Source organism: Catellatospora vulcania (assembly GCF_009720385.1).
GTDB lineage: Bacteria > Actinomycetota > Actinomycetes > Mycobacteriales > Micromonosporaceae > Catellatospora > Catellatospora vulcania.
In genome coordinates this window covers 1,285,004-1,302,509 of record NZ_WARX01000001.1, presented here as the reverse complement: position 1 = coordinate 1,302,509, position 17,506 = coordinate 1,285,004, and the positions used below count along the sequence as shown (strand labels likewise).

Annotated in this window: 16 protein-coding genes; 9 read left to right on the top strand and 7 right to left on the bottom strand. The window is 70.6% G+C overall.

Annotated elements, in window-relative coordinates:
• Positions 1–24: 24 nt before the first annotated feature.
• The gene (locus F6W97_RS25080) at positions 25–1,269 is read left to right on the top strand and encodes a glycosyltransferase (protein WP_155372840.1); all 1,245 of its coding nucleotides are present in this window, start codon (positions 25–27) and stop codon (positions 1,267–1,269) included.
• Positions 1,270–1,312: 43 nt separating this feature from the next.
• On the opposite strand, the gene F6W97_RS25075 is transcribed toward F6W97_RS25080, so the two are convergent.
• Genes F6W97_RS25075 through F6W97_RS25065 form a run of 3 tightly spaced genes read right to left on the bottom strand, consistent with a single transcriptional unit; the run spans position 1,313 to position 5,855 of the window.
• Entirely contained in the window at positions 1,313–3,097 is a 1,785-nt protein-coding gene (locus F6W97_RS25075) for an ABC transporter ATP-binding protein (RefSeq protein ID WP_155372839.1), read from the bottom strand.
• Entirely contained in the window at positions 3,094–4,944 is a 1,851-nt protein-coding gene (locus F6W97_RS25070) for an ABC transporter ATP-binding protein (protein WP_155372838.1), read from the bottom strand. Before F6W97_RS25070 ends, F6W97_RS25075 begins: the two co-directional genes overlap by 4 nt.
• Positions 4,941–5,855, bottom strand: a complete 915-nt coding sequence (locus tag F6W97_RS25065) for a glycosyltransferase (protein WP_155372837.1) — start codon at positions 5,853–5,855, stop codon at positions 4,941–4,943. Before F6W97_RS25065 ends, F6W97_RS25070 begins: the two co-directional genes overlap by 4 nt.
• A 274-nt stretch (positions 5,856–6,129) precedes the next feature.
• On the opposite strand from F6W97_RS25065, the gene F6W97_RS25060 reads away from it, so the two are divergent.
• Entirely contained in the window at positions 6,130–6,516 is a 387-nt protein-coding gene (locus F6W97_RS25060; RefSeq protein WP_155372836.1) for a YciI family protein, read from the top strand.
• 157 nt (positions 6,517–6,673) lie between these two features.
• On the opposite strand, the gene F6W97_RS25055 is transcribed toward F6W97_RS25060, so the two are convergent.
• Entirely contained in the window at positions 6,674–7,855 is a 1,182-nt protein-coding gene (locus F6W97_RS25055; protein ID WP_155372835.1) for an acyl-CoA dehydrogenase family protein, read from the bottom strand.
• Positions 7,856–8,126: 271 nt separating this feature from the next.
• Here F6W97_RS25055 and F6W97_RS25050 point away from each other — a divergent pair, with 271 nt between their 5' ends.
• Complete coding sequence (locus F6W97_RS25050) at positions 8,127–8,873, top strand: SDR family NAD(P)-dependent oxidoreductase (RefSeq protein ID WP_155372834.1); 747 nt, start codon at positions 8,127–8,129, stop codon at positions 8,871–8,873.
• 39 nt (positions 8,874–8,912) lie between these two features.
• The gene (locus F6W97_RS25045; protein ID WP_155372833.1) at positions 8,913–9,752 is read left to right on the top strand and encodes an NAD-dependent epimerase/dehydratase family protein; all 840 of its coding nucleotides are present in this window, start codon (positions 8,913–8,915) and stop codon (positions 9,750–9,752) included.
• Positions 9,753–9,832: 80 nt separating this feature from the next.
• On the opposite strand, the gene F6W97_RS25040 is transcribed toward F6W97_RS25045, so the two are convergent.
• Positions 9,833–10,531, bottom strand: coding sequence for a DUF899 domain-containing protein (locus tag F6W97_RS25040; RefSeq protein ID WP_155372832.1), 699 nt, complete (start codon positions 10,529–10,531; stop codon positions 9,833–9,835).
• Between the two features lie 140 nt (positions 10,532–10,671).
• Positions 10,672–11,907 carry a cytochrome P450 family protein gene (locus F6W97_RS25035; RefSeq protein ID WP_155372831.1) on the bottom strand — a complete coding sequence of 412 codons (1,236 nt, stop codon included), beginning with the start codon at positions 11,905–11,907 and terminating at the stop codon, positions 10,672–10,674.
• Between the two features lie 247 nt (positions 11,908–12,154).
• Between F6W97_RS25035 and F6W97_RS25030 the strand changes: the two genes are divergently transcribed.
• From F6W97_RS25030 to F6W97_RS25010, 5 genes are all read left to right on the top strand, one after another.
• The gene (locus F6W97_RS25030; RefSeq protein WP_155372830.1) at positions 12,155–12,913 is read left to right on the top strand and encodes an LLM class F420-dependent oxidoreductase; all 759 of its coding nucleotides are present in this window, start codon (positions 12,155–12,157) and stop codon (positions 12,911–12,913) included.
• An 88-nt stretch (positions 12,914–13,001) separates the two neighbouring features.
• Positions 13,002–13,535, top strand: a complete 534-nt coding sequence (locus F6W97_RS25025; RefSeq protein WP_196279299.1) for an SMI1/KNR4 family protein — start codon at positions 13,002–13,004, stop codon at positions 13,533–13,535.
• 221 nt (positions 13,536–13,756) lie between these two features.
• Positions 13,757–14,410: a hypothetical protein gene (locus F6W97_RS25020; RefSeq protein WP_155372828.1), complete on the top strand. Its 654-nt coding sequence runs from the start codon at positions 13,757–13,759 to the stop codon at positions 14,408–14,410.
• A gap of 94 nt (positions 14,411–14,504) precedes the next feature.
• A complete protein-coding gene (locus F6W97_RS25015) occupies positions 14,505–15,767 on the top strand; it encodes a DUF6357 family protein (RefSeq protein ID WP_155372827.1) in 1,263 nt (420 codons plus the stop codon).
• 140 nt (positions 15,768–15,907) lie between these two features.
• Positions 15,908–16,543: a hypothetical protein gene (locus F6W97_RS25010; protein WP_155372826.1), complete on the top strand. Its 636-nt coding sequence runs from the start codon at positions 15,908–15,910 to the stop codon at positions 16,541–16,543.
• A 202-nt stretch (positions 16,544–16,745) separates the two neighbouring features.
• On the opposite strand, the gene F6W97_RS25005 is transcribed toward F6W97_RS25010, so the two are convergent.
• Positions 16,746–17,303: a dihydrofolate reductase family protein gene (locus F6W97_RS25005; RefSeq protein ID WP_155372825.1), complete on the bottom strand. Its 558-nt coding sequence runs from the start codon at positions 17,301–17,303 to the stop codon at positions 16,746–16,748.
• Between the last annotated feature and the right edge of the window lie 203 nt (positions 17,304–17,506).

Sequence of the window (17,506 nt, the reverse complement as noted above, 5' to 3'; positions counted from 1 at the left end):
CGGCCGGACGACGAAAGGTAGAACATGAGCGACAGCGCGCCGACGCCCAGGGCGTCGGTCATCATCCCGACCTACAACCGCGCGGACCTGCTGCGCCTGATGCTGGAGCAGCTCACCCGCCAGACCGTGCCGCTGACCGAGTTCGAGGTGATCGTCTCCGACGACGGCTCCGCCGACGACACCGCCGACGTGGTCGCCTCCTTCACCGAGGCGCTGCGCCTGAAGTACTGGTTCCAGGAGGACCTCGGCGACCGGGTCAGCCTCGCCCGCAACAACGCGGCCAAGCTCGCCGAAGCCGACCTGCTGATCTTCCTCGACGGGGGCGGGATGATCGCCCCTGACCTGGTCGAGCGCCACCTGGTCGCGCACGACGTGCCGCAGCGGCGCACCGTCTGCGGTTACGCCTGGGGCTATGACCCGCGGTATCCGGCGCTGGAAGGGCTGGACCGGGACCTGGCCGCGATGCCCCCGGAGCAGGTCCTGGCCAAGTACCGGGACCTGCCGGCCTTCCGCGACATCCGTCACGAGCCGCTGGCCGAGTGGGACTTCGCCTTCGATGCGATGCCCCTGCCGTGGCAGCTGTTCTTCGCCCTCAACTGCTCCATGCGGGCCGAGGACTTCCACGCCGTGGGGGGCTTCGACGAGGACATGACCGGCTGGGGCTGCGAGGACCTGGAGATGGGGTTCAAGCTCCAGCGTGCCGGGGTCGCCTTCCACTTCGCCACCGACGCCTGGATCATCGAGTGGCCGCACGAGCGCGACATGTCCAAGCGGTGGCCGGAGATGGTCGCGAACACGTTCAAGTTCCTGCGCAAGTATCCCGAGCCGGTGATCGAGATGGGTTACGTCCTGTGCGCCGACGACGAGTACTGGCGGTGGCAGCCGACGTGGCTGGAGCTGCAACGCTGGTCGGAGCAGGTGGCTGACGTCGACGTCGCCGACGAGCTGGCCCAGGCGGTGGCCCGGATCGGCGCGGGTGAGCGGATCGCCGTGTTCGGCGCGGGCGCGGTGCTGCCGCCGCAGCTGCCGCCCTCGGTCGTGGCCGACTTCGACGCCGCGCTGGTGCGCCGGGCCACCGCGGGCACCGCCCACACGGGGTTGCACGCGGTGGGCGTGCGCACCCTGCTGGCGGACCAGTCGGTCGACACGGTGCTGGTCACGTCCCGGCTGTCCGGGCTGTGGGACACCTGGCGCGAGCACATCCTGACCGAGGCGCACCGCATCGGCCGCAAGGTGGAGCTGCTCGGCCCCGGCATGACCGCGGGCTGAGCACCGGGCAGGGCCGCCGGAGGCGGCGGCCCTGCCCGACCGGTCAGCTGTAGGCGCGGGCCTGCAGCGCGAACAGCTCCGCGTAGAGGCCACCGGCCGCGACCAGTGCCGCGTGGTCGCCGATCTCGGCTACCTCGCCGTCGTGCAGCACGATGATCAGGTCGGCCATCCGCACGGTCGAGAACCGGTGCGACACGAACAGGGTGATGGCGCCGGATGCCTGCGAAACCCGTCCGGCCTGGTCGGCGAAGCGCTCGAACAGCGCGTGCTCGGCGGCCGGGTCCAGCGCCGACGCCGGTTCGTCCAGCACCAGCAGCAGCGGCTCACCGCGCATCATCGCCCGGCCCAGCGCCAGCCGCTGCCACTGGCCGCCCGACAGCTCCTGGCCGTCGGTCCAGCTGCGACCGAGCTGCGTGTCCAGGCCGTCGGGTAGCCCGTCGGCCACGGCGGTGGCCTGTGCCCGGTCCAGGGCGTCGCGCACGTGCGGCTCCGAGTCGACGTGCGGCAGGTCGCCGAGGCCGACGTTGCGCCGCAGCGCCAGCTCGTAGCGCGCGAAGTCCTGGAAGCCGGCCGCGATCCGCTCGCGCCAGCGCTGCGGCGGCACCGCCGCGAGATCGACGCCGTCGACCAGGACCTGCCCGCTGGTGGGCTGATAGAACCCGCACAGGAGCTTGACGAGCGTCGACTTGCCCGCGCCGTTCTCCCCCACGACGGCCACCCGCGCACCCGCCGGGATCGTGAGGTCGACCCCGTGCAGGACCTGGCGTCCGGTGCCGTGGTACGCGAACGACACGTCGCGCAGCGTGATCCCGGTGCGCAGCCGCTCGGGCAGGTCGGCGGCGTCCGCGCCGAGATCCGGCACGACGACCTCGGCCCGCAGCCGCCGCAGCCGGCTGAACGCGCCCGACATGCGCTGCAGCGTCTGCAGCAGCGTGACCGCCGTGGTCACCTGCTGGTTGACCTGAACGGCCAGCACGATCACGAGGACCACGTCACCGACGCCGCCCCGGCCGCTCATCGCGTCGCGCACCACCAGCAGCACGGCCGCGACGTAGGCCAGCGCGAACACGACCTGCCCCACCGAGTGGACCACGGTGGCGAGGAAGTGGCCCCGGGCCAGCCCGCTGGTGGCCCGGGCCCACTGCCGCTCATGGCGGTCGACCAGGTCCCGGCTGAGCTGGAACACGCGCAGCTCGCCGGCGACCGTCGCCGACGTGGACAGGTGGAACAGGTTCAGCGCGACGCGGGTCGGCTCGGCCGTCGCGGTGCGGGCCCGGTCCCGGATGCGCTCGGCCGCCCGGCCCGCCACCAGCGGGGGGATCGCCGCCAGCGGCAGGAGCAGCAGCAGCGGGTTGACCCGGGCCAGCAGCACCCCGGTGACCGCCATCGCCAGCACCAGGCCGAGCCCGTTCATCAGGGCGTCCATCGCCCCTTCCAGCTGCCGCCCCTCCTGGCGCAGCACCGTGATCTCGTCGGCGAGCTCGGGCCGCTCGTGGTGCTCGATGCCCGGCGAGCCGTTCGACACGGCCATCAGCTGTTCGTCGAAGTCCTGCTCGGCCATCTCCGCCAGCTCGAAGTACGCGATGTGGGCGAAGTGGGAAAAGGTCAGCATCGCGATGGCCAGCACCGCCACGATCGCACCGCTGCGGACCGCGCCGGCCGCGTCGCCGGTGACCACCTCACCGGTCATCGCGCCCAGCACGTACGCCATCAGCGGCGCGGCCAGCGCACCGGCGAGCATCAGCACGACCGCGACCACGGCGCGGCGGCGGTCCATCCGCCAGGCCGTCGCCAGCAGGTGCCCGGAACCACGGATCGCCTCGATCATGCGTCCACCTCCGCGTCGACGAACCGGTCGGCCTGCAGGGTGAACAGCTCCTGGTAGCGGCCGCCCAGCGCCATCAGCTGTTCGTGTGAGCCCTGTTCCAGCACGCCGCCGTCGGCCAGCACCACGATGTTGTCGGCGCGGCGCACGCTGGAGAACCGGTGTGAGATCAGCAAGGTGGTCGCTCCCTGGGTGAGTCCGGCGAACTCGTCGAAGAAACGTGCCTCTGCCCGCACGTCGAGGCTGGCGGTCGGCTCGTCCAGGACCACCACGGGCGCGCCGTGGCGCAGCGCGAACAGGGCCCTGGCCAGCGCGACGCGCTGCCACTGCCCGCCGGACAGCTCCACTCCGCCGGACAGGTGCCGGGCCAGCGGCGTGTCCAGCCCCAGCGGCAGCTGTGCGAGCAGCTCGCCGAGTCCGACCGCCTCGGCCGCGCTGCGCGCTCCGTCGTGGTCGGAGCGTGCTGCCACCGCCCCGAAGGTGATGTTGTCGGCGACCGACGCCTCGAACCGGGCGAAGTCCTGGAAGATGATGCCGAGCCGGGCCCGCCACTGGTCGACGGTGTAGGTGCGGATGTCCACACCGTCGAGCAGGATCGCACCGCTGTCCGGTTCGTACAGCCGGGCCAGCAGCTTCACGATCGTGGTCTTGCCGGCGCCGTTGACGCCGACCAGTGCCGTGCACCTGCCCACGGGGATGGTGAGGTTCAGCCCCGACAGGATCTGCCGGTCCTGGCCCGGGTAGCCGAAGCTGACGTCGGCGAACCGGATCTCGGAGACCGGTTCCGGGGCCGGGGAGGTGTCGCGGGTGGCTTCGGCGTCCGGCACCGTGGCGTCGATACGTGCCGTGAACTGCTGGTACGCCCGGTAGCCGTACATGCCGACGCAGGTCTGGGTGTCGGCCTCGGCGTAGTACTCCGACAGCCGTAGCGCCCCCAGGACAGCCTGGACCACCAGCACGAACGTGGTGAGCGTGACGCCGTCGGCGGCGGTCGCGCCGAGGCCCGCGAAGATGGCGACGGCCACGGTCACCCCCCACAGCGTGAACCACACGAACGGCCACAGGTACGCCTTGCGCCGCGCCGCCCGCACCGGGCCCAGCAGGCCCGCGTACGCCTCGGCGAGCTGCTCGCGCAGCCAGCCGACCAGCCCGAACACCCGGATCTCCTTGGCTGCCGCGCTGTCGACGGCCAGTCCGCGGACGTAGTCGAGCCGGCGGGACGCGCCCGCCGAGGCGAACCGCACCTTGACGTACTTGCGCAGCCCGCCGCGCTGGCCGTAGCGGAACAGCAGCACCGCGGTGACCAGCCCGGCCGCGGCCGGCCAGGAGAAGGCGTACCCGACCACGGCCGCGTAGCCGGCCAGCGCGACGTACCTGGCCAGCAGCGACAGCAGACCGGGCACGGCCTGTCCTGGGCTCTGGAAGCCGAACTCCAGTTCACGGGCGGCGTTGCGCAGCTCGTCGAGGGTGTCCTGGTCCTCCAGCGGGCTGATGCCGGGGCTGCGCAGCGCCGCCTCCATCAACCCGCGGAACAGCACGCCGTCGACGCGGCGTGCAGCCAGCTCGCGCAGCAGCGCGGCCACGGGGGCGAGCAGCTGCTGGCCGACGAAGGCCGCGGCGCCGACCAGGAACGCCCGCACCAGCGACGTCCACTCGGGCGAGTCGAGGCCCGCCTCGACCGCCTGCGGCACCTTGCCGAGCATGACGCTGGTGGCGACGACGAACACCACGGGCAGCACCCCGAGCACGAGGTAGACCGCGGCCAGGGCGGAGATCAGGCCGGGCCCGGCGTGCCGGGTCAGTTTGGCGATCTCCCACCGCTCCGCGGTCCGCCGGGCGAGCCATCTCATCGGGCGGTCACCTGCCGCTCGTACTCGGCGCAGCTGGGCAGGTTCTCGGCCTTGATGACGTCGTTGATGTTGAAGGGGTGCACCTCCATGCTGGTGAACCTGCGCAGCAGTTCCATGATCGGGGTGCGGTACTTGTCGGCCATGTAGTCGTAGTTGTCGCCTTCACCGCTCTTGCTGGCCGCGGGGTGCGGCAGGTGCACCGCGGCGGCGTCGCGGCACAGCGCGAAGTAGGCGCCTGCGCGGTGCAGCCGGTAGCCCAGGTCGCAGTCCTCGCCGCCCCAGTTGCGGAACGACTCGTCGAACCCGCCGACCGCGCGGATGAGCGTGGTGGGGGCGGACACGTTGCAGGTCCAGAAGATCGACCACGGTGCGGGCTCGTCGCCGAAGTCGTCGCCGTACTTGGCGTAGTACTCCTCGCGCAGGTCGGGCATCCTGCCCTCGGCGCGCAGCCAGCCGATGAGGGCGTCGTCGTCGGCGTCGTCGAGGATCTGCTGCATGTGTGCGCTGTCCTCGGCGCTGACGTCATGGTGCGGGGTGTAGGCCCACACGTAGCCGATCAGCGCGAGCGGGCCGTCGGCCGCCTCGTGGGTGGCGACGTGTGCGCGCAGGAAGCCGGATCCGGCCACGACGCCGTCGTCGAGGAACACGCACAACTCGGCGCGGGCGGCGGCGATCCCCATGTTGCGCGCGGCGGCGGCCCGTGACCCCAGGTCCTGCTGGTAGAGGTGGCGGACGTCGATCCGGTCCGTGTAGCCGGCGACCAGCTCGGCGGTGCCGTCGTCGGAGCCGTCGTCGCAGACGAGCACTTCGTACTCGGTACGGGGCAGGTCCTGCCGGGTGAGCGAATCGAGGGTACGGCGCAGCAGGTGTCTGCGGTTGTATGTGGGGATGATGACGCTGCACTTCAGCACGGCGGACTCTCCTGGGTGCGACGGGCCGGCCTGCGGCCGCCCTGCGGGCTCAGCTGTTGCTCGTTGTGCGGCGGCGCCCGATCGCGCCGTCACAGATGAGTCGTCGCCGTGGTGGCGGATTTCGACATCGGGCCGCACCCGGGCTGCAGTGACAGTATTCGATATCGGTGAGCAGACACGCCGTCATGGAAGGCGTCCTGGCGCGGTGGGCCGGGCTAGGCTCGCCTGGGCGGCTCCCCGTGCCGGCTCATCGACGTGACCGGAGATCCAGCGCATGAAGTACGTGGTGCTCATCTACAACAACCCGAGCACGTGGCAGCATCCGATGTTTCTGCAGAGCGGTCCGCTGTCCGAGCAGGAGCGCGCGGAGCGGGCCAGCGAGTTCCAGACGCTGCTCAAGGAGCTGACCGAGACCGGCGAGCTGGTGGACTCGGCGGCGCTGGGCGACCCGGCGCACAGCATCGCGCTGCGCATGCGCGAAGGGGTGCTGGCCGCGACCGACGGGCCGTTTGCCGACGTCAAGGAGCATCTGGCCGGCTATTTCGTGCTCGACTGCGCGACGCCGGAGCGGGCGCTGGAGCTGGCGCGGCGTTTCCCGGACGTGCGGGCCGGCGGCGTCGAGCTGCGCCCGGTGGTGGACCCGTCCGAGTTGCGCATGTGAGATCCGCAGACGCCCCGCGGCGGGCGGCCCCGGGTACCCGGGGCGCCCCCCGCCGGGCGGGGGGGGTGAGGAGAAGGAGGGGCGTCTTGTCCCCCCCCCCCCCCCCGGGGGGGGCCGCCGCCGCCGCCGCCCCCCCCCCGCCGCGGGGCGTCGTGGCTCAGACGAAGAAGGTGTTGGGCTCCAGGCCGCACAGCACCCGGCCGTACAGCTCCAGCGTCGTGGTGGGCAGGTGCAGCGCGTGCAGGGTCACCGCGCGCACGTCGCGGCGGATGCGCTGGACCGGGTCGTTGAGGTAGATCGAGGACGCGCCCAGCCCGCCGGCGAGCAGGTCGACCGCCTCGGCGGTCAGCTGCGGCACCCGGCCGCCGACCGCGCGCGCGAACGCCCGCTCCTGCAGTGTCCACTCCTGCCCGGTCAGGCCTTTCTCGTCGACCATGGTCGCGATGCGCCGGGCGTGTCCCTCCGCCTCGTCGATCTTGAGGGCGGCGTCGGCCGCCTGCAGGTGGGTGATCGGCGCGTCGGCCTGCCGCTCGTAGGTGGTGTTGGCGATCGGGCGGCGGTTGATGCGGTCGTAGAAGTGCTCGGAGGCCGCGCGGGCCATGCCGATCATCTTGCCCGAGGTCGACGCGGCCACCGCGCCGACCAGCGGGGCGCGGAACATCGGCAGGTCGATGTTGAGCTTCGAGCCGTACTCCCCCGCGGTGAAGGCGGCGATGCGCATCACGTGGCTCATCGGCACGAACAGGTCCTCGGCCGCGGCCGACACGCTGCCCGTGCCCGACAGCGCGGAGACGTGCCAGTCGTCGATGAGCCGCAGCGACTTCATCGGCACCACGGCCATCACGGGCTCCGGCTCGCCCTCGGCCGGGATCATCAGCGTGGACAGCAGCTTGTACTTGCTGTGCGCGGCGCCGCTGTTGAAGGCCCACTGCCCGTTGACGACGAGGCCGCCGGGCCGGGCGACGCCGGTGCCGTTGAGCGCCAGCGTGCCGGCGATACGCGTGTCGGGGTCGGCGAAGACCTCGTCCTGCACCTCGTCGGGGAACAGCCCGACGTTCCACGACGTGATCCACCAGGCGGCGACGTCGAAGGCGCACGCGCCGTCGCCGCGGCCGAGTTCGATGCCGACGTCGACCATGGTGTGCGCGTCGGACTCGTAACCGCCGTAGCGGGCCGGCGTGCGCATCCGGAAGATGCCGGCCGCCGTCATCGCCTCGACGCTCTCGTCGGACAGGCGGCGGTTCTGCTCCTGCCACAGGCTGTTCTTGCGCAGCAGCGGCACCAGATCCGCCGCTCGCCGGGCCAGTTCGGTGCGCTGTGGTGCTTGAGTCGCTTGCACGGATTCCTCCTCCTGGGCATGGCGATTTCGCTCGCGAACGTCATTCGCCGCAGCTTTGCGAAAGCGCGCACGGCGTGTTGTTCCGGGCCCGCGAACAGCAACTCCGAACGCCCGGGCGAATGCCACGCTAGCGGGCGGGAACAGGCCGGAGAAGAGGTCCGATTGCGCTTGGCGACAGTGCGCAATCTCGAAGAAGAATCGCACCGGCGGCTGCGTAGAGTGAGCCTGGCCCATAGCGGATCCCGTGTGCGAAAAAGCGAGGCGATTCCCCATGGAAGACCTGTCCGGACAGACCGTGTTCATCGTCGGCGCCAGCCGCGGCCTGGGCCGTGGCGCAGTCGACGCGTTCCTCGACGCCGGGGCGCGGGTGGTCGCGCTGGCCCGCGACACCTCGCCGCTGCGCGCCCTGGCCGGGCAGCGGCCGGAGCTGACCGTGGAGACCGCCGACGCCGCCGATCCCGGGCGCGCCGCCGACCTGCTCAAACAACACGATCCCGAGGTGCTGGTGCTGGTCGCGGGGGCGCTGCCGGTGCTGCGGCCGCTGACGCAGCAGAGCTGGGAGACGTTCTCCGTCAACTGGCACAGCGACGTGCGTATCGCCTACACGTGGCTGCGTGAGGCGCTGCTGCGGCCGCTGCGCCCCGGCAGCCGCGTCATCGTCGTCAGCAGCGGCGCCGCACTGCGCGGCTCGCCGATCAGCGGCGGTTACGCCGGGGCGAAGGCCACCGTGCGGTTCCTGGCCGAATACGCCGCCGAGGAGTCGGCGCGCGCCGGTCTCGGGCTCACCGTCACGACCGTGCTACCGCAGCTCACCGGCGAGACCGCGCTGGGCCGGCCGGCCGTCGAGGCGTACGCCGAGCGGGCCGGGATCAGCGTGGAGGAGTTCCAGACCCGGCTCGGCCCCGCGTTGACCCCGCAGCTCGCCGGGGCCGCGCTGCTGCGCCTGGCGTCGGGCACCGCCAGCGGTGACGCCCCGGCCTTCCTGCTCACCGGCCAGGGCCTGCAACCGGTGCGGTGACCCGCGATCCGGTCGGCCCTCGACAGAACGGAGACGACAGTGAACTTCAAGGACCCGCACGAGACCGATGTCCTGGTCATCGGCGCAACGGGTTACGCGGGCGGCTACACGGCCGCCGCGCTGGCCCGAGCCGGATACCGGGTTGCCGCCCTGCAGCGTCCCGGCGGCAAGCCGGTTCCGCAGCAGTACCGCCCGGTGCCGGGCGACCTGGCCGACCCGCCCTCGCTGGCGGCCGCCGCACGGGGGTTCGACATCGTGGTGCAGATCGGCCGGATCGAGGGCGATCTGGAAAGCGTCGGCGCCGAGGCGATCATGGACACCGGCGCCCGGCTGATCCACACCTCCGGCGCGGACGTGCTCGGCCCCGGCCACACCCACGAGGACACCGTGCCCGTCCCGCCCGCGGTCGTCGCCTGGCGCGCCGACGTGGAGCGGCGGGTCCTGGCCGGCGGCGGCATGCTGGTGCGGCCGGGCCTGATCTACGGCAACGGCGGCGGCGTGGTCCAGGACATGATGGTGCCCCTGCAGGAGCGGGTCGGGGCCGGGGTGTACCTGGGCCGCCGCGGCATCCACTGGCCGGCCGTGCACGTCGAGGACCTGGCCGACCTGTACGTCCTCGTCGCGCAGCACGCCGCACCGGGCACCGCCTGGAACGGCGTCACCGACAACGTCACCATCGACGAGCTGGCCGCCGCCATCGCGGGCGGCCACGCCGTGTGCTGGCCGGCCGACCGCGAATCGCCCGAGGAGATCCGGGTCATCGAAGAGCTGTACCTGATGGACCACATCGTCAGCGCCGACAAGACCCGCCGGGAGCTGGGCTGGAAGCCGATCCACACGTCCGTGCTCGACTACTACCGGGCCGCCGTCAACGGCTAGCCCGCCCTGGCACGCCTACGCCGCCACCGTCGGTGGCGGCGTACGCGTGTACGGGCTCAGCCGGCCGCGCCGGAGGTCGCCTACCGCCGGTAGCGGTCGTGGTGGCGCAGCCACGGCCGCTCGGCCGGGCGGCCGCTCGGCGTCAGGTCCAGGTAGTTGAACGTATTGTGGAACACGTCGATGCCGTCGCCGTAGCACGAGTAGGTGTGCAGCACGCGGTCTCCGTCGCGCACGAAGACGCTCATCCCGCCGGCCTCACCCTCGGTGAACCAGTTGCCGTGCGCGGCGAGTGTGTCCATGTCCTGGTAGTCGTACTCCACCGGGGCAACCGACTCGTCGAGCGTGGCGTGGTAGTCGTAGTTGAACATCGTGCCGTACGACGAATACCACGGCACCTGCCAGCCCATGCGCTGGTGGAACGGGCCGATCTTCGAGTACGGCGCGCGCGACACGATGGCCAGCGTCGTGTCCAGGGCGTGCAGGTGCGACGTGTCGCCGATGCCGTCGCTGAGCATCGAGCAGTGCCTGCAGCCCTCGTCCCACGCCGGGTCGAACATGAAGTGCTGCACGATGAGCTGACTGCGCCCCTCGAACAGGTCGATCAGCGTCGCCTTGCCCGCCGGTCCCTCGAAGACGTATTCCTTGTCGACCACCACCGCCGGCAGCTGCAGGCGGGCGGCGTTGACCTCGTCACGGACCTTGAGCAGCTCACCTTCGCGGTGGCGCAGCTCCTTGCGGGCCGCCAGCCACTCCTGCGGCGAAACGACCTGTGGCACCATTTCCGCTCCTCTCCACGAGTCGCCCTGTCGGGCGCCTTCATGGGGTAGTCGGAGCCGGCGGGCCCGCTCTCGACACCGGCCGGTGCCGCACATGGTTGCGCCCCGGCACCTGGCGGGGGGCCGGGGCGCGGTGGCGGCGGTCAGGCGAGCGCGGGCACCGGAGCGTTGAGGTACACCGGGACGCTGCCGTAGCCGTTCATGATGAAGGTGCCCTGTGGCGGAATCTCGGACACCGGAACGGCCAGCTGCATGTTGGGGAAGCGCTCGAACAGCGCCGGCATGGCGATCATCGCCTGCATGGTGGCAAGCGACCGGCCAAGGCAGTAGTGCGGGCCGTGGCCGAAGGCGAGGTTGGTCTTGTCGGCGCGGGTGAGGTCGAACTGGTCCGCGGTATCGCCGTGCAGCTCCGGGTCGCGGCCGATGCCGGCGTAGGCGATCAGCACCAGGTCGCCCTTGGCGATGTGGACCCCGGCGATCTCGGCGTCCTCGGTGGCGTAGCGGAACGGCAACTGGGCGATGGCCGCGTCCTTGCGCAGCGCCTCGGCGAACGCGTCCTCCCAGGTGTACTGCCCGCTGCGGACCAGCTCCAGCTGCTGCGGGTTCTCCAGCAGGTCGACGACGAGGTGGGACATGACGTTGCCCAGCGTCTCCGAGCCGGCGCCGAGCATGACGTGCAGCGTGCCCACCAGCTCGTCGTTGGTCATCATCGAGCCGTCTTCCTTGGCCTGGACCAGCACGCTGGTGAGGTCCGTGCCCGGGTTGGCCTTCTTGTCCGCGACGAGTTCCTCCATGGCCTCGTGCCACTGGTGCAGGTTGGCCCCGGACTCCTCGCGCGTGTTGGTGGTCTTGCTGTTGGTGACCGCGCCCTGCAGCATCCTGTCGCGGGCCTGCGGCGGCACCCCGAACAGGTCGCAGATGACCAGCGCGGTCAGCAGGTAGGTGAACTGGCCTTTGATGTCCACGACCTCGCCGGCCGGCACCCGCTCCAGGTCGTCGAGCAGTCCCGCCACCAGCTTCTCGATGTGGCCGCGGGCGGCCTGCACCTGCCGGGGGGCGAACGCGTGCGCGACCAGCTTGCGTAGGCGGTCGTGGTCGGCGCCCTCGCGGGTCGTGACGTTGTCCATCTTCACCCAGGTGATGAGCTCCCAGTCATCCGGAACCTCGCCGTTCATCAGGGCCGGCCAGTGCTCCCTGGCGTTCTTGGAGAATCGCGGGTCGGCCAGGATCTGCCTGCCCACCGTGTAGTTGGTCACCGACCAGGCCAGGTAGCCACCGGGCACCTCTACCCGGGTCACCGGCCCTTCGGCCCGGATCCGGGCCGCCTCGGCGTGGATGTCTTTACCGGTCCGGTCCAGCACGATCGGACATTTACCCATCGCGGGCCTCCACAGAAATGGGAGATACGTACACCGGCACTCCTGCGCACCGGTGACGCCGATCATTCACGGCGCTTGTCCGAGCGTATCCACAGCGCTTAGCGAACACTTCTTCCAACGTGCCGAAAGGCCTTTTCCGACGGTCCCGGAAAAGCAATCCGGAAGATGCCGGGGCGCTGTGTGGAATGGACACTGTAACGGCTGAACGGACCTGTTCGGCGACGGCTGCCCGGTGGAGGTGGAGCGCATGGCCAGGTTCAAGGTCGGGGTGCAGGTCAGGCCGCAGCACTGCTCGATGGACCAGCTGCGGGAGGCGTGGCGGGCGGCCGAGGAGCTGGGCGTGGACTCGGTCTGGAACTGGGACCACTTCTACCCGCTCTACGGCGATCCCGACGGTGCGCACTACGAATGCTGGACGATGCTCGCCGCGATCGCCGCCGACACCAGCCGGGTCCGGTTCGGTCCCCTGGTCAGCTGCCACGGCTACCGCAATCCGGACCTGGTGGCCGCCATGGCCGGCACCGTCGACCAGCTCAGCGGTGGACGGCTGGTGGTGGGGCTGGGCGCCGGATGGTTCGAACGCGACTACACCGAGTTCGGCTACGAGTTCGGCACCGCCCCGGGCCGGCTGCGCGGGCTGGAGGCGGCCACGGGGCGGATCCAGCAGCGGCTGCCGCGGCTCAACCCGCCCGCCCCGGCGATCCCGCTGCTGATCGGCGGCGGCGGCGAGAAGGTGACGCTGCGTATCGTCGCCGAGCGGGCCGACATGTGGAACGACTTCGGCTCGCCCGAGCGCTTCGCGCACAAGAACGCGGTGCTCGACCAGTGGTGCGCGAAGGTGGGACGCGACCCGGCCGAGATCGAGCGCACGACGATGATCGGGCCTGACGAGATCGACGGCCACGAGGGCTATCTGGCGGCTGGGGCCACGCACATCATCCTGGGCTGGGACCCGCCGTTCGACGTGCGGGACGTGCGGCGACTGCTCGACCACGCAAAGGACTAGGCCGTTTCACCAGCGGTGCCGGGCTGCTGGCGGGCCCGGTCGGGCGTGCTGGGTAGCGGCACGCGAGGGCGCCGAGGATGATCGCCGGGTGACCGAGGACGAGATCATCGAAGCGCTCCGTGGCCGAGTCGCCGTGGGCCGGCCAACCGATTCCGCATACGTTCCCGATCTGCTGGTGGTGTCGCAAGCCGATCTCGACGAAGCGGAAGCCGGCCTCGGGTTCGCGTTGCCACCTCTGCTTCGACGTATCTACCTAGAGGTTGCCAACGGGGGCGTGGGACCGTTCGTCGGGATCGAAGGCCTGCCGCCGCACGGGCATGTCAGCGACGGCGGCAACAACATGGTCACCGCCTGCCGAGAGATCCAGGAAGCGGAATGGCCTGCCGGCGAGACCCCGATTCCACCGAAGGTGCTGTTTCTCTGCGACTTCGGCTGCGCGATGTGGGCACTGCTGGACTGCCGGCACCCCGACGGCCGAATGTGGTGGTGGGACCAGGGGAGCCGCTACAAGCTCGACATCACCCTGGCGCAGTGGCTGAGCGCATGGCTGGCCGATGGATCGAACATCCTGGAGACAGCCGACTGGCTGCCTGAGGAGAGCTGGGAGAGATCCTTCGACTGATCCCCATGTCGCGGGCGGCCGTGACCGGCCCGACCGCTGCCGGTCACGTGAGCCGGCGGCCATGCGCGAGTCCGCTTCCGGGCCGGCTCCGGTTCAGGGCTCGCGGGCGGCCGGCCGCTCGCGCAGGGCCGGCGCACAGCACGCCCATGATCAGGGCCGCGGGCACGTCCGCCCTGATCCACTACACTGGTGGGCCTGTCACACGTGAACGAAGGACGCACATGGCCCGCCCCTACAGTCCCGGACCGAAGCAGTTCGTCTTCGCTGTCGGTGACGGCGACGATCAACAAGTCTCCGTGGGTGACGCTCAGGAGGCCTACCTGGCGTTCTCTGCGTTCTTCCGGGTTCGCGAGTCTGACACCTACACCATCAGGGATGAGCCGGCGAGGCAGAGTCTGGTGCTCATGCCCCGGCTGGGTGTGATCTCCCGGAGCAAGGATGCGGACCGACCCCGGTCGGAATACCTCCAGGTCGACCGGGTCAATCGCTACCTTCCGAGCGCGATGCTGTTCTTCGAGAACGGCTATGCCGGCCTCGACCGCTTCGGCCAGTGGTTCGCCGACCTCGCCGACCTCGACGCGTCACCGGAGACCCGCGGCGCCGCCCGCGCCGCCACGATCACGACGGAAGCGGCGGCGATCGGAGAAGTCGCTCGGATCTGGGCAGATTCGGGCTGCGTCGACCCGAGCGACCAGTACTACGTCTTCTTCGACTCGCATGATGTCGACGATGACCGAGCCGAACGAGCCGCACTGCTCCAGTTGATCGAATTCCTCGGTCTCGAACGAGTCGACGCCCCGGCCGGGGCCGCCGGGGGCGAAGTCTGGGTGCGCACCGACCCACGCCTCGCCGCCGAATGTGCCCGGTGGTCGTGAACACACGATGCGGGGTGGGCTGCATCGCCGTGGTTCACGGCGTGGACCCGACGCGACCCTGTCCAGCCGGTGCCGCGCTGGGGAAGCCTGAGCTATGACGGACATCGTTTTCACACGCCGCAGCGGCTGGATGCCGAACGTGATCCGCGAGGACGGCGAGCTGAAGCTGATGCTCGCCGCCGGGGCCGACGCCAACCATGAGCCTCGCACGTTCACGTTCCCGATCGGGGAAGCCCATCTTGCGGTGATCCGGGAGGATCTGGCCAGACACCTGCTGTTGTGGAGCGCGGTCCTTCCGCTGTGCGAGGCCGCCGGAACCCGGGGCCGGCTCGACGAGAACGCTGCCGTCGCGCTCCTGGACCCGGTCCTGCTCTCCCCGCCCGCGGACGTCGACGCGCTCTTCGGGCGCATCCGGTGGGACCGGAGCCGGCTTGTCGCCCATGGTGCCGACATCGATCTGCTGGAGCGCGGTCAGATCTGCGCGGCGATGCGTGCACCGACGGAAGGGTCGAACGGGAAGCGTGCCCAGGAGTATCAAGCGAACCGCCGTCGCGCCGAGCGCGGAGTGGTCCTGGGGGCACTCGACGCTGCGATTATGAGGTTCACGGGCCAGTATCTGCATGGCGCGACGGTGCCGAGGCGGACGCCCGATGCCGTCGACCCCGCGCTGCTGCCCCAGGTCATGCGCGTGATCGCCACCGCGGAGCAGGCGTGTGACGGGATGCGGATCGGCCTCGATCCGCGGCGGGGAAAAAGGGCCACGGACAAGCGCGACTGGGACCGGATGGCGGCGACGGTCGACGCGGCCGTGCGCCGCGTTTACCCCGAACTGGCCGATGACGCGGTGCGCACGGTGAGCTTCCTGCTGTGCTCCGAGGCCGCGGACCGCTCCCGGAACGCACCCGAGGTGGACGACGAAGAGGCTGCCGGCGACCACGCCGACCTCGGTGAGAGTGCGCGCAAGACGGCCCTGTCGTTCACCGATGACAAGGGCGGCGAGCAGAAGTGGCTGCGGGGCGGTCCCCGCACTGCCTCCGCCGAGTTCTGGGAGTTCGTCGCCGATCGCTCCGCCGGGGACAACGAAGTGTTCACCATCGAGGACGAGGAGATGGGCGAGGGGATCCAGCTGCACTTCTACGCGGACTCCATCGCCCGGATCACGACGGTCCGACCCGGGCAAGCCGGGTCGGAGCCGCAGTACCGGGTCGAGTACAGCCTGGTCGACGGGATCGGCGGGTACCGGAACCTGGTGAGCGCCTTCGTCCGCGGCGGCTGCGCCGCACTCGAACAGCACGGTCCCTGGATGTCGGATGTCGCCGAGTTCGAGCGCGCCCGCCGTCAGCGCGACGCCCGTTAGTACGGCAGCGGCACTTGACTTGATCTAGCTGGGAGCGGCTGCCGGTTGGCTGTCGCTGCCTTCGGACGCGACAGGTCCGCTACTTGGAGATTCGAAGGGCGGTGGCGCGTCGGCGCCACCATCTCGATAGCGTGGCAGCGGTGCATGTACTCGATGCCCCGAGCGGGCTGAGCGAGCGGGCTCGTGCGTTCCTGGCCGCCAACGCCACGCGGGAGCCGGTCGGCCACGGCCCCGATGACGAAACCTGCCGGGCGATGATGCGTGAGTTCCTCGGCGGCGTGGACGAAGAGGCGTTGGCAGCCCTCCGCGCCGTCCAGGATCGCTGGTCCGGCCTGGCCTATGTAAGCCCAACATTCCGGATGCCGGTGCAGTTCGAGCCGATCTTCGACATTGATGAGCCTGACATTCCTATCCAATTTCCGTACGCGGTGCTGCCGTCGCCACCAGACGGCGTCTTCGGCGGCGAGCTACGCCCGGACGGCACGCTGCTGTTCGGCATGTTCGAGACCGACGAACCAGCGTTCCCCTCGCTGGAGGCGTTCATCGAGGCGGAGGCGCTACTGGATTGGGCACGTTCACGCCCGTCAGCCGGCCCACCACTGAACGACGCGCAACTGGCCGAGCTACTCGTCGCGAGGCCCGGCCTCCGCCAGATTGAGCAGGCATGCGGCTACCACATGACCTGGTGGGTCGACGATGAAATCCTCGTCCAACACCGCATCCCAGCCGGATACTTACCACTCGACGGACCGCAGGCGTGGCGTTGGCTGGTCTGAACAAGGCGGCCAGACTCTGAGGTCACGGGCCTTGCCCGACGGAAGTGATCAGAGCTAGCGGCAGGGAACTGCTTGGACGAAGCTAAGTGCCGCTGCCGTATTAGACCGTTTTTATCGCCTTCGCGGAGTCGTTCGGCGCTGCACGGCGAGCGCGGGAGGACGCCGCGCTGCCGGTGACCCGGCAGCGCTGGACTCCCGTGATTCAGTGCGCGCGGCGGTAGTGCATGGCCACCGCGCCGTTGCGGAGCGGCTCCGCCGAGAGCAGCTCGAGCCGGCGCGTGGCGGGCAGCCCGCCCTGGTACAGCGTCGGGCCGTGGCCGGCGATCCGGGGATGGACGAGCAGCTTGTACTCGTCGATCAGGTCCAGCCGGTCGAGCTCGTTCGCGAGCTTGCCGCTTCCGAGGAGGACCCCGGCCGGGGTCGCGTCCTTGAGCTTCTGCACGCCCTCGCGCAGCTCGCCGGCGAGGTGGTGGCTGTTGGTCCACGGGAAGTCGTTGCGCGTCGAGGACACCACGTACTTGGGTTTGGCCTCCAGCTTGACTGCCCACTCGCGGATGGCCGGCGGCGCCTGCTCGTCGCCGCGGGCGACGGCCGGCCAGTAGCTCTCCATCATCTCGTAGGTGACGCGACCCCACAGCATGGCCCCGCCCTCGTCCATGAGACGGGTGAAGAAGGCGTGCGTCTCGTCGTCGGCGATCCCCTCCTGGTGGTCGACGCAACCGTCCAGGGTGAGGTTGAGGCTGAAGGTGAGAAGTCCCATGGCCGGCGAGTTTAACGCCGCCACATCGACAACCGCCTCGACCACGCGGTGGGCCGACCCCGGCCCGCGGTCTCCGGTGCAGTCGCTCCAGCACCCGCCACTGCTCATCCGTCAGGTCACCACGCGCCACATGAAGATCATCGCGATCCCGAATCGACCTGACCCACACAGCGCACCTCAGGAAACACGGCCCATTGCGCTGA